The sequence below is a fragment of the Stenotrophomonas sp. 3diitr2024 genome (assembly GCF_042136455.1).
Classification (GTDB): domain Bacteria; phylum Pseudomonadota; class Gammaproteobacteria; order Xanthomonadales; family Xanthomonadaceae; genus Stenotrophomonas; species Stenotrophomonas sepilia.
Genome location: NZ_JBHHMJ010000334.1, coordinates 1 through 11790, shown reverse-complemented (window position 1 = coordinate 11790; position 11790 = coordinate 1). Strand labels below are relative to the sequence as shown.

Below are 11790 nucleotides of genomic sequence, written 5' to 3'. Positions count from 1 at the left end.
GTGCCGACCGTTGGTCGGCACGCCATGGCGCTCACCAGCGCGGGGTCTTGGTCAGCGGCGGTGCCTGGTGCTGGCGGTCGTAGGCACGCAGCTCGTCGCGGATGTGCGCGATGCGCTGGCGGCCCAGGGCATTGCGGCTGTCATCCAGCACCACGCCATCGAGCAGCTCGGCCATGCGCTGCACGGTCGGCAGCATCTTCTCCCAGGCATCAAGCGCGGTCAGCGGCGCCGGCAGGGTCAGGAAGAAGGCGATGGCCGGGGTTTCCATGGCACGGATGTTGGCCATGTCGAAGCTGCCCGGCTTCATGATGCTGGCCATCGAGAAGATCGGGCCGCGCTCGGGGTGGCCTTCCACCAGGCGGTGGAACACGTTCATGTGGCCGAATACCAGGCCGGTCTTCTCCGCCGCCACCACGATGTCTTCGCCGCGCAGCTGCTCGCCGGCACGGGCGGCCACGAACAGCGAGACGATCTTGTCGAAATCCTGGGTGGTGCGCTTGCCGAGGTCGTTGGCCGCGCCCGGATCGGTGTCGGCCAGGCCAAGTTCGGCCTGCTCGCCTTCGCCGCGCATGCCCGGTTCGACGCGGCCCTCGGCCACCACGACGCCGTCCTCGCCCAGGACCGGTTCGCGGCGCTCGCCACTGGCCGGTTCCGGGTTCTCCACGCGACGGCCCTGGGGCTTCTTCTTCGGACGGCCAAACAGGAAGATCGCGGCGATCAACAGCAGGCCGGCGGCCAGGATGCCGATGCGCAACAGTGCCGTGTCGGACATTCGATAGGTTCTCCGGCTAATTCATTCAGGTAACTAGGATGGCACGTCAGGCCGCGCCCGCCAATCGCGCCGCTTCTTCCAGGTCCACACTGACCAGGCGGCTGACGCCCGGCTCACGCATGGTCACGCCCGACAGCTGGTGCGCGGCCTCCATCGTCGCCTTGTTGTGGCTGACGAACAGGAACTGCACCTTCTCGCTCATTTCCTTGACCATGTTGGCCAGGCGGCCGACGTTGGCTTCGTCCAACGGCGCATCCACCTCGTCCAGCAGGCAGAACGGGGCGGGATTCAACTGGAAGATGGCGAACACCAGCGCCACCGCGGTCATCGCTTTCTCGCCGCCGGACAGCAGCGAGATGCTCGACACGCGCTTGCCCGGCGGGCGCGCCATGATGGTCACGCCCGTGTCGAGCAGGTCTTCACCGGTCAGTTCCAGGTAGGCGTGGCCGCCACCGAACAGGCGCGGATACAGGGCCTGGACGCCGGCGTTGACGCGGTCGAAGGTGTCCTTGAAGCGCCCGCGGGTCTCGCGATCGATCTTGCGGATGGCATCCTCAAGTGTTTCCAGCGCCGTGGTCAGGTCGGCGTGCTGCGAATCCAGGTAGTCCGAACGCTGCGAAGCCTCGCCGTACTCGTGGATGGCGGCCAGGTTGACCGGCTCCAGCCGGCGCATGCGTGCGTCGATCTGGTGCACGGCCTGCTCCCAGTCGCCCAGGCGGGCGTCCTCGGGTAGTGCATTGAGCACGTCCTGCAGCACGAAGCCGGCCTTTTCCACCGCCGCCTGCAGGGTGTCGGCGCTGAGCACCAAGGCCTGCTGGTCGAGCTTGCGCTGCGAAATGCGCTCGCGCTGGGCCAACGCCTGCTCGTCGCGCTGGTGGCGGGTCTGCTCGTAGTTGCGCAGCTCGGCGTCGATGCCGTCCAGCAGCGTTCGCGCCTCGGTCAGCACACGGTCGGCCCGCACGCGCTCTTCCAGCGCGTTCTGGTGTTCGGCCTGCAGCGATTCGACCGGCGAATCCCCTTCGTCCAGCTGCGAGTGCAGCTCGCCCAGCCGCGCGTCCAGCTGCCCGCGCTGGGTGCCCATGCGTTCCAGCGCCTGGCTCAACGAGTCCAGCTGCGCGCGCTGCGATTCCAGGGTCAAGGCCAGCGAATGCGCGCGCTCGCGTACCGCGCGGGCGGCATCGCGGGCCAGGTCGCGGGCCTCGGTCAACTGCCGACGTTCGCCCTCCAGCCGCTGCCGGGTCGATTCCAGGTCGCCCATGCTGCTGACCGCACTCTCCAGCCGCGAGCGCGCTTCACGCGCCTGCTCGTTGTTGGCTTCCAGCGTTTCCTGCAACTGCTTCAGCTCGCCCTCGATGCGGTCGATGCGGGTGCGTGCCGCTTCCACCTTGCCCTGCTGGCCCTGCAGCTGGCCGGCCAGCTCGGACACCGCGCGGTGGGCCTGGTAGAGCGCGCGCTGCGCGTCCTCGCGCTGCTGCTCGGCTGCCTGCAGCTGCTCACGGAAACCGCTCAGCTGCTCTTCCAGCTCGGCCTCGCGGTCCTGCAGCTGCTCGATCTGCTCACGCAGTTCGTTGATCTCACGCTCGCGCAGCAGCGCACCCTGCTCGGCGGCACCGGAGCGCGACACGCGCAGCCAGCCCTGGCCCAGCCGCTCGCCGCCCTGGGTGATGATCGAATCGCCTTCCGGCAGGCTGGCCTGCAGGGCCTTCGCCTCGGACAGGTCCTTCGCACCATGCAGGTGCGCCAGCAGCCGACGGATCGCCGCCGGGCCGCGCACGCGTGCCGCCAGCGAGGTCGGCGCCACCTTCAGTTCAGCAGCATCGTCGGCGACCAGCGCAATGTGGCCTTCGCCAAGTTCGCCCAGCGCGCCGACCAGGCTGGCCGGGTCATCGACCAGCACGCCTTCGATCAGCTGGCCCAGCGCACTTTCCACCGCGTTCTCCCAGCCGGCATCCACGTCCAGGCGTTCGCCGACGCGCGCCGCCGAATCCAGCCCGCGCGCCTTCAGCCAGGCTACGGCTGCACCCTGCTCCTGGCCCAGCGCGGCCTGCTGCAGGGTTTCCAGCGAGGCCAGGCGACCGCGCAGGCCGTTGGCCTGCTTGCGCAGTTCAGCCAGTTCGTTCTGGCCATTGCGCTGCTGTTCCTGCACTGCCGTCACGCCCTGCTTGCGCAGCTCGACGTCTTCACTCAATTCATCCAGTGCGGCCTTCTGCGTGTCGTGCTGCAGGTGCAGCTGCTCGAAGGCTTCTTCCAGCGCGTCCACGTCCAGGCCTGCGCGTTCGGCGGCCAGGGCCTCGCGACGCCGGTCGGCGTCGAGGATCTGCTTGTCCAGGTAGTCCACGCGCGTGCGCTCGACATCGCCGGCGCGCGAGGCTTCCGAACTCTGCGAGGTGTGCTGTTCCCAGCGCTGCTGCCAGCTGGCCAGCCGCTCTTCAGCCTCACGCAGGCTTTCCTGCTTGATCTCGTTTTCTTCCTGCAGTGCTTCCAGCTGCGGAGTGGCGGCCTCCACCGCCTCGCGCAGCACCCTCAGTTTGGCCTCGTCGCCGCTGATGTGCTGGCCCAGTTCAGCCAGCGCCTGCTGGGTTTCATCGCGCGCCTTGTGCAGGCGCTGCGACAGCTCGCGCTGGTGCTGGATCTGCTGTTCCAGGCGCGCCAGCGTACTGCCGACCTGGTAGACCGCAGCCTGCGCGGTGTTCAGCGCGTCGGCGGCCTCTTCGCGCCGCGCGCGCGAGGTCTCGATGCGCGCCTCGGCATCACGCTGGTCGGCGATCAGCTGCTGCAGCCTGGTCTCTTCCTGCGACAGGCCTTCGCGCAGCTTCGACAGGCGCCCGTCGAGGCCGCGGAATTCCAGCGCCTTCCACTCGGCATCCTTGACCCGGCGCTCTTCCTGCAGGGCCTGGTACTGCTCGGCCTGCTTGGCCTGGCGCTTGAGGTGCTCCAGCTGCTTGCTGATCTCGTCGCGCAGGTCGCCCAGCCGGTCCAGGTTCTCGCGGGTGTGGCGGATGCGGGTCTCGGTCTCCTTGCGGCGCTCCTTGTACTTGGAGATGCCGGCTGCCTCTTCCAGGTACACACGCAGGTCTTCCGGGCGCGCCTCGATGATCTGGCTGATCATGCCCTGCTCGATGATCGAGTAGCTGCGCGGCCCCAGGCCGGTGCCGAGGAACAGGTCGGTGATGTCGCGGCGGCGGCACTTGGTGCCGTTGAGGTAGTAGTTGCTGGTACCGTCGCGGCTGACCGTGCGCTTGACCGAGATTTCGTTGAACGCGGCGTACTCGCCGGAGATCGTGTGGTCGGAGTTGTCGAAGATCAGCTCGACCGTGGCCTGCGAGACCGGCTTGCGCGCGTTGGACCCGGAGAAGATCACGTCGGTCAGCGAGTCGCCGCGCAGGCGGCTGGCCGAGCTCTCGCCCATGACCCAGCGCACGGCGTCGATGATGTTCGACTTGCCGCAACCATTGGGCCCCACCACGCCGGTCATGTTGGTCGGCAGGTGCAGGGTGGTCGGATCGACGAACGATTTGAAGCCGGACAGCTTGATCGTGGAAAGACGCATGGCGTGATTGGGTTCCAACAGGCGCCCTAGGGGCGTCCGCATTGTGGATGTCAGGTCAGCCAGCACCTCAAGCCATTGATTTCAAAAGAATTCAATGAAGCCAAGGGTGACACAATGGAATGAGTATAACGGCGCGAATGTTCCACGGGCGGGATGACCAGCCGAGAATGCCCATACACGAACTCCGTTTCACGCTTGAATGTCGCTTTGGGACCGCGCAGCCCCCTCCCTCATGAAACAAATATTTGATTTTAAAGTATATTTTTTGAGTCATCCTAGCCAGCCACGTCTCCAGGCTGCAGCATGGACCTATGAACAGCCCTAGCCAGCCTGCCTACCAGGAGCTGAAGTTTGAGCACCTTGGCCAAATCCGGGATCGAGCCTTTCTGGGAGGCAATCCATACCTGCCTCCCGATACTCCCTGGCCTTGCGACGCAAAGGGGAAGCCGATGCTTCATCTTGCGAGCCTGCCTGCACCCTTCGTTCAAACGCATGCCCAGAAGATTGAAATCAGAGCTGATCTCTGCGTGTCGATCTTCACGCCTTATGACGTTCTTGACGATGCCTACATCGAAACCGCTCTACTGACTGGCGGACGTGTCATCGCTTACGCACCCCACGAATCCGGCCCAGACAGCGCAGCGCCCCCTTTTGATCCGCGCCTGATCACCACTGCCACGGCCTCCATCCCGGATGACGCCGAGAACGGAATCGCCAAGATTGGCGGAATTCCCGCTTGGCTTCAGGACGATTGCACTGATGGACGGGAATTCATCCTCCAGATCAACGGTTCCCGATTGAACCGGGCTGCACCGACGCATCGAGGAATCCTGGTTGGCGGAATGGGCTATCTGTTGCTTGATCGCAACATTTCCTCACCTTCGATGGATTGCGGTCGATTCGTCATCCAGACCACTTGAGAGCCGCCCATGCAGATACAGATCAGCGGCCAGTATGGCGATTCGCCGTCAGGCGCCCTTTTTGCCCCGCTCCAGAGACAACTGAACATCTGCTTCGAGCGTCATGTGAAGGGGAACTATCTTCGATCCATCACCAAATTCGGAATCGTTCTTCGGGTCTCCGGGACGATCTGCACATTCGAACCGGATGGACCAGACCGCTTGATGCTGTTTCTCAAAAGGCAGCTGCTGACCATGGATATGGTCTACGCCTGCCAGCCTTGGAAAACCGTCGATAGGAACGCCCTCGTGTCCGTCGTATCTGCAGATATGGCGACCTGTATCGGCATGATGATCGAACGGGTGCATCGCGCAGGAGAACTTCTGCAACTCGATCAACTACGGACGGACGTTGCCAATGCGCTTGCAGATTTCGAACGCTACTTCCTGGGTGAGGCCGTCTAGCAAGCAGTGGTGCAGGACGGACGGCAAGTCAAGCATGGCTCGACTCCACATATCCGACGATCGCCCAAAACAAAACGGGCACCCTTGCGGGCGCCCGTTCTGCAGTGATGCCAGGCCTTGCGGCGTGGGATCAGGCTTCGGCGACGACGACGACCTTGACGGTGGTCTCGACGTCGGCGTGCAGGTGGACCAGCACGTCGTATTCGCCGATGTTGCGGAAGGCGCCTTCGCCCAGGATGACTTCGCTCTTCTCCAGCGGCAGGCCGGCAGCGGTGAAGGCTTCGGCGATGTCGCGCGGGCCGACCGAGCCGTACAGCTTGCCTTCGGTCGAAGCGTTGGCGGCGATGGTCACGCTCGCGCCTTCCAACTTGGCCTTGCGGCCTTCAGCTTCTGCGTGGATGGCCTGGGCCTTGGCTTCGTACTCGGCGCGCTTGGCTTCGAACTCGGCCTTGTTGCTCTCGGTGGCCGGCACGGCCTTGCCCTGCGGCACGAGGAAGTTACGGCCGTAGCCCGGCTTCACGTCGACCAGGTCGCCCAGGTTGCCGAGGTTGGTGACTTTCTGCAGGAGGATCAGCTGCATGGTATTGCTCCAGATGAGTTATTCGTTAGCGAGGCGATGCCCCGCAACAAAGGCTGTCCGAATAGCTGGCACAGCGGGGGCGGCACCGGGCCGCCCCGCCGGCATCAGACGTCGTGGTTGTCGGTGTACGGGATCAGGGCCAGGAAGCGAGCGCGCTTGACGGCGGTCGCCAGCTGGCGCTGGTACTTCGACTTGGTACCGGTAACGCGGCTCGGCACGATCTTGCCGTTCTCGGTCAGGTACTGGCGCAGGGTGTTGAGATCCTTGTAGTCGATCTCCTTCACACCTTCAGCAGTGAACTTGCAGAACTTGCGGCGACGGAAGAACTTGGACATGGGAAGGCTCCTTAGGCGGCGGAAGCGGCGTCGTCGCCGGCTTCGTTGTCAGCGGTGGTGGTGGACTCGCCTTCTTCGTCGTCACGACGACGGCGCTCACCGCGCTCCGGCTTGTCACCCTTCTCGTCCTTGCTCTTCATGATCAGCGACTGCTCGGTGTCAGCCTCGTCACGCTTGATGACCAGGTTGCGCAGCACGGCGTCGTTGAAGCGGAAGCTCTCGGTCAGTTCGTTCAGAACGGCCTGGTCGGCTTCGATGTTCATCAGCACGTAGTGGGCCTTCACCAGGTTCTGGATCGGGTACGCCAGCTGGCGGCGGCCCCAGTCTTCCAGGCGGTGGATGGTGCCGTTGCCGTTCTCGACCAGCGACTTGTAGCGCTCGATCATGGCCGGGACCTGCTCGCTCTGGTCCGGGTGGACCATGAACACGATTTCGTAATGACGACTCATGTTTTTTCTACCTTTCGGATGTGGCCTTGCGGCCGGACAGCCCCCCGCCGTTGAGACCGCGGTGGGGCAAGGATTCCCGCCAGGAAGGCAGGAAGCCGCGCATTATGGCGCAGATGGGGATGACGGGCAACCGGGGGCACCCGACCTTCTGAACCGGGGTGCCCTGCCCCGGTGCCGATCAAGGTCGGCACCCACCAGGCGGGTAGCGCCGGGCCATGTCCGGCGGGCGCCAAAGCCGCGCGTCAGGCCTTGTCGGCGTCGGTGGTGAAGCTCTCGCCGCAGCCGCACTCGGCGGTGGCGTTCGGGTTGCTGAACGTGAAGGTCTCGCTCAGGCCATGCTTGCCGAAGTCGATCACGGTGCCGTCCACCAGCGCCAGGCTCTTGGCGTCGACATAGATCTTCACGCCGTCCTGGTCGAACACGGTATCGCCCTCGCGCTCGTCGCGGGCCAGGTCGGTCACGTGGCCCCAACCGGAGCAGCCGGTCCTGGTCACGCCGAAACGCAGGCCCAGCGCGCCGGGGGTCTGGGCGACAAAGCGCTGCACGCGCTCGAAGGCAATGGGGGTCAGGCTGACGGCCATGGGGCTACTCCAGAGGTACGGGGACATTATAAGGAGCCGTTGCCGCGAAAAATGCCTCGCAAGCAGAACGCTGCAACCGGTAAACTCCCGTGTTCACAGATCGAGTCGATCAGCAGAGGATTCAAGTCATGACGGTGGTCAGCGTTGAACATGCGCTTGCCGGGAAGATCCCGGAAGGCGGCGAAGTCACGGTACGCGGATGGGTGCGCACGGTGCGCGGTTCAGCGAATCTGGCCTTCGTGAATGTGAGCGACGGCTCCTGCTTCGCCCCGATCCAGATCGTGGCCAACGACACCCTGGGCAACTTCGACGAGATCAAGCGCCTGACCAGCGGCTGCTCGGTCATCGCCACCGGCACCCTGGTGAAGTCGCAGGGCAAGGGCCAGTCGTTCGAGATCCAGGCCAGCGCCCTGGAAGTGGTCGGCTGGGTCGAAGACCCGCTCACCTACCCGATCCAGCCCAAGCCGATGTCGCCGGAGTTCCTGCGCGAAGTGGCGCACCTGCGCCCACGCACCAACCTGTTCGGCGCAGTCACCCGCATCCGCAACTGCCTGGCCCAGGCCGTGCACCGCTTCTTCCACGAGAACGGCTTCAACTGGATCAGCACCCCGATCATCACCACCTCCGATGCCGAAGGCGCCGGCCAGATGTTCCGCGTGTCCACCCTGGACATGGTGAACCTGCCGCGTGACGAGAAGGGCGCGATCGACTTCAGCCGCGACTTCTTCGGCAAGGAAACGTTCCTGACCGTGTCCGGCCAGCTGAACGTCGAGGCGTACTGCCTGGCGCTGAGCAAGGTCTACACCTTCGGCCCGACCTTCCGCGCCGAGAACAGCCACACCACCCGCCATCTGGCGGAGTTCTGGATGATCGAGCCGGAAATCGCCTTCGCCGACCTGGCCGAAGACGCACGCCTGGCCGAAGAGTTCCTGAAGTACCTGTTCCGCGCCGTGCTGAACGAGCGCAGCGACGACCTGGCCTTCATCGCCGAGCGCGTGGACAAGAACGCGATCACCAAGCTGGAAGATTTCATCAACGCACCGTTCGAGCGCATCGACTACACCGATGCGGTCAGCCTGCTGCAGAAGTCCGGCAGGAAGTTCGACTTCCCGGTGGAATGGGGCCTGGACCTGCAGACCGAGCACGAGCGCTGGCTGACCGAGGAGCATGTCGGCCGTCCGGTGGTGGTGACCAACTATCCGGAGCACATCAAGGCCTTCTACATGCGCCTGAACGACGACGGCAAGACCGTTGCCGCGATGGACGTGCTGGCCCCGGGCATCGGCGAGATCATCGGTGGCAGCCAGCGTGAGGAGCGCCTCGACGTGCTGGACGCGCGCATGGCCCAGTTCGGCCTGGATCGTGAGCACTACAGCTGGTACCGCGACTTCCGCCGCTATGGCTCGGTGCCTCACGCCGGCTTCGGGCTGGGCTTCGAACGCCTGGTGGTGTACGTCTGCGGGCTGTCCAACATCCGCGATGCGATCCCCTACCCGCGCGCCCCGGGCAGCGCGGACTTCTAAGCCCCACACGTCCACGGAGGTACGGCTCCCATGACCCTGTTCTTCGCCCTGTGTTTCGTCGGCGTTGCAGTGGCCGGGTTCAGTGCCTTCGTGATCTTCTGGCCGCTGACCCTGGTGCACGTTCGCGACCGCCATCCGGCGCTCGCCGAGCGCTTCGGCAGCGGCGCCTTCCTCAAGCCCGATGCCCTGGCCTGGCTGTTGCGCCGCGACTATCGCCAGCAGCCGGACCGCTCGCTGTCCGGGCTGGCGACGCCGGCCTGGGTATCGCTGCTGACCCTGCTGGCCGGACTGGGCATGGCCGCCCTGCTCTGGCTGGCCTCGCTCTGGTAACCCCCATGAATGACATTTCCGCCTCGCGCGACAGCTGGTGGCTGGCCAGCCTCGGCAACACCCTGATCTGGGCGCGCCTGCGCGTTCGCCCGGCCGGCACCGCTGAGGTGCTCGACAGCGACGGCAACACGCTGAGCTACGACAGCGAAGACACCGCCCGTTCGCAGCTGTTCGACGCCGAATTCGTCGAGTATGACGGTCTGGACGAGGAAGACGCGCTGGTGCGCGGCTTCAGCCTGCACGAAGTGCAGCCGCCGCAGGCCGACAACGACGAAGGCCTGCGCGGCCGCATGATCCAGTCGCTGGGCGCGCGCGCCTGATCCAGGCATGTTCACTCCACGCGCCTTCGCCGAGACCGACCTGCTCTGGCTGGACCGCCTGCTGGCGCGTGATCCATTCGTCACTGTGCTCACCCCCGGCAGCGATGGCCTGCCGGAGCTGACCCGGATGCCGGTGCTGTACCGGCGCGAGGGCGAGCGCATCGAGCTGCGCGGGCACTGGGCCCGCGCCAACCCGCAGTCGCGCCACGGCGGTGCGGCCAAGGTGCTGGTCGACGGACCACACGGCTACGTCTCGGCCAGCTGGTATCCGGACAAGGAGCCTGCCGCACGGGTGCCGACCTGGAACTACGCCGCCGCCGAGCTGCGTGGCCAGTTGCACACCTTCGACGACACCGATGCGCTGGCCGGGCTGGTCGGCGCGATCAGCGACCACTTCGAAGCCAGCGTCGGCCAGGCCTGGCAGTTCGATGCCACGCGTGCCGAACATGGCCCGGAACTGCGTGCCATCGTCGGCTTCCGTTTCCAGGTTGAACACGTGCAGCTGAAGCTGAAGCTGAGCCAGAACCATCCCGACGCCAACCAGCGCGCCGTGATCGCCGAACTGGAACAGCTGGGCACCCCTTCCTCCACCGAGTTGGCGCAGTGGATGCGCTGGCACCGCGAACAGGCCGCCCGCAGCGGCTGAACACCCCCGATTCCCGCGACGTCGCAGCTGGATGGCTGCGGTGCGCCCCCACCCGACGCCAGGGACCCGAACATGAAAGACATCCACAAGCTGCTGCAGAACAACCGCGACTGGGCCGACCGCATCGAGAAGGAGGACCCCGACTTCTTCCACCAGCTGGCCAAGCAGCAGCATCCCGAGTACCTGTGGATCGGCTGCTCCGATTCGCGCGTGCCGGCCAACCAGATCATCGGCATGGCGCCGGGCGAAGTGTTCGTGCACCGCAACGTCGCCAACGTGGTCGCCCACACCGACCTCAACTGCCTGAGCGTGGTGCAGTACGCGGTGGACCAGCTGAAGGTCAAGCACATCCTGATCGTCGGCCACTACGGCTGCGGCGGCGTGCATGCCTGCCTGCACAACACCCGCGTCGGCCTGGCCGACAACTGGCTGCGCCATGTCGGTGACGTGGTGCAGAAGCACCAGGGCATCCTCGACGCCATCGAAGACGACGAACTCAAGCACGCCCGGCTGTGCGAGCTGAACGTGATCGAGCAGGTCGCCAACCTCTGCCGCTCGACCATCGTGCTGGATGCCTGGGCCCGCGGCCAGAAGCTGATGGTGCACGGCTGGGTCTACAGCCTGAAAGACGGACGCGTGCGTGAAATGGGCATCGACGTCGGTTCGCTGGAAGAGCTGCAGCCAGCGTATGAAAAAGCGCTGTCCTTCGTGCCGCGCAAGGGCCGTCGCGACTGATCCCCACACGGATGACCACCATGCTCGCTCCACCGATCAACCTGCACGCCTGGATCGAAGAGAACCGCCACCTGCTGAAGCCGCCGGTGGGCAACAAGATGATCGACAACGGCGATTTCATCGTGATGGTGGTCGGCGGGCCGAACTCGCGTACCGACTACCACTACGACGAAGGCCCCGAGTGGTTCTACCAGCTCGAAGGCGAGATGGTGCTGAAGGTGCAGGAGGACGGCGCGGTGCGCGACATTCCGATCCGCGCCGGCGAGATCTTCCTGTTGCCGGGCAAGGTGCCGCACTCGCCGCGGCGCCCGCCCGGGGGCATCGGCCTGGTGGTCGAGCGCAAGCGGCTGCCGCATGAGATGGACGGCGTGATCTGGCACTGCGAGCGCTGCAACCACAAGCTGCACGAAGAGTATTTCCCGCTGCAGAACATCGAAACCGACCTGCCCAAGGTGTTTGCGCGCTACCACGCCAGCCTGGAACTGCGTACCTGCAGCCAGTGCGGGCACGTGGATCCGCTGCCGGTGCCGGCGGCGGGCTGAGCACCTGCCCCTGTAGAGCCGAGCCCATGCTCGGCTTCGTGGCCCGGCAGCCGAGCATGGGCT

At 65.4% G+C, this 11790-nt stretch carries 14 protein-coding genes; 8 read left to right on the top strand and 6 right to left on the bottom strand.

Translation table 11 applies throughout. The features are described from left to right. Positions 1-31 precede the first annotated feature (31 nt). Both zipA and smc read right to left on the bottom strand, forming a co-directional pair. Positions 32-772: a cell division protein ZipA gene (gene zipA / locus ABGA94_RS08435; protein WP_375367000.1), complete on the bottom strand. Its 741-nt coding sequence runs from the start codon at positions 770-772 to the stop codon at positions 32-34. A 46-nt stretch (positions 773-818) separates the two neighbouring features. Next, entirely contained in the window at positions 819-4322 is a 3504-nt protein-coding gene (gene smc / locus ABGA94_RS08430; protein ID WP_375366998.1) for a chromosome segregation protein SMC, read from the bottom strand. Positions 4323-4633: 311 nt separating this feature from the next. On the opposite strand from smc, the gene ABGA94_RS08425 reads away from it, so the two are divergent. Both ABGA94_RS08425 and ABGA94_RS08420 read left to right on the top strand, forming a co-directional pair. Further along, on the top strand, positions 4634-5242 hold the full coding sequence (locus ABGA94_RS08425) for a DUF1963 domain-containing protein (RefSeq protein WP_005417396.1): 609 nt from the start codon (positions 4634-4636) through the stop codon (positions 5240-5242). A 9-nt stretch (positions 5243-5251) separates the two neighbouring features. After that, positions 5252-5686, top strand: coding sequence for a hypothetical protein (locus ABGA94_RS08420; protein ID WP_134955958.1), 435 nt, complete (start codon positions 5252-5254; stop codon positions 5684-5686). A gap of 130 nt (positions 5687-5816) precedes the next feature. Here the strand turns inward: ABGA94_RS08420 and rplI are convergent, their stop codons facing one another. The 4 genes from rplI to ABGA94_RS08400 all read right to left on the bottom strand — a co-directional run bounded on the left by rplI (position 5817) and on the right by ABGA94_RS08400 (position 7631). Continuing rightward, positions 5817-6266, bottom strand: coding sequence for a 50S ribosomal protein L9 (rplI, locus tag ABGA94_RS08415; RefSeq protein WP_005417398.1), 450 nt, complete (start codon positions 6264-6266; stop codon positions 5817-5819). A gap of 104 nt (positions 6267-6370) precedes the next feature. Then, positions 6371-6601, bottom strand: coding sequence for a 30S ribosomal protein S18 (gene rpsR, locus ABGA94_RS08410; RefSeq protein WP_002804494.1), 231 nt, complete (start codon positions 6599-6601; stop codon positions 6371-6373). Between the two features lie 11 nt (positions 6602-6612). Further along, complete coding sequence (rpsF, locus tag ABGA94_RS08405) at positions 6613-7050, bottom strand: 30S ribosomal protein S6 (RefSeq protein ID WP_006452997.1); 438 nt, start codon at positions 7048-7050, stop codon at positions 6613-6615. Between the two features lie 242 nt (positions 7051-7292). Beyond that, positions 7293-7631: an iron-sulfur cluster assembly accessory protein gene (locus ABGA94_RS08400; RefSeq protein ID WP_005417401.1), complete on the bottom strand. Its 339-nt coding sequence runs from the start codon at positions 7629-7631 to the stop codon at positions 7293-7295. A gap of 128 nt (positions 7632-7759) precedes the next feature. On the opposite strand from ABGA94_RS08400, the gene asnS reads away from it, so the two are divergent. The 6 genes from asnS (at position 7760) to ABGA94_RS08370 (ending at position 11727) form a co-directional block, all read left to right on the top strand. Beyond that, a complete protein-coding gene (gene asnS / locus ABGA94_RS08395; RefSeq protein WP_065186192.1) occupies positions 7760-9154 on the top strand; it encodes an asparagine--tRNA ligase in 1395 nt (464 codons plus the stop codon). Between the two features lie 30 nt (positions 9155-9184). Then, positions 9185-9484 (top strand): hypothetical protein, encoded by a 300-nt coding sequence (locus tag ABGA94_RS08390; RefSeq protein ID WP_005417403.1) that lies wholly within the window; start codon positions 9185-9187, stop codon positions 9482-9484. Between the two features lie 5 nt (positions 9485-9489). Continuing rightward, positions 9490-9804 carry a hypothetical protein gene (locus ABGA94_RS08385; protein ID WP_005417404.1) on the top strand — a complete coding sequence of 105 codons (315 nt, stop codon included), beginning with the start codon at positions 9490-9492 and terminating at the stop codon, positions 9802-9804. A gap of 7 nt (positions 9805-9811) precedes the next feature. Continuing rightward, entirely contained in the window at positions 9812-10450 is a 639-nt protein-coding gene (locus ABGA94_RS08380; RefSeq protein WP_065178617.1) for an FMN-binding negative transcriptional regulator, read from the top strand. Positions 10451-10522: 72 nt separating this feature from the next. Next, positions 10523-11185, top strand: coding sequence for a carbonate dehydratase (can, locus tag ABGA94_RS08375; protein WP_005417406.1), 663 nt, complete (start codon positions 10523-10525; stop codon positions 11183-11185). Between the two features lie 20 nt (positions 11186-11205). Further along, positions 11206-11727, top strand: a complete 522-nt coding sequence (locus ABGA94_RS08370) for a 3-hydroxyanthranilate 3,4-dioxygenase (protein WP_032954300.1) — start codon at positions 11206-11208, stop codon at positions 11725-11727. Positions 11728-11790: the final 63 nt, after the last annotated feature.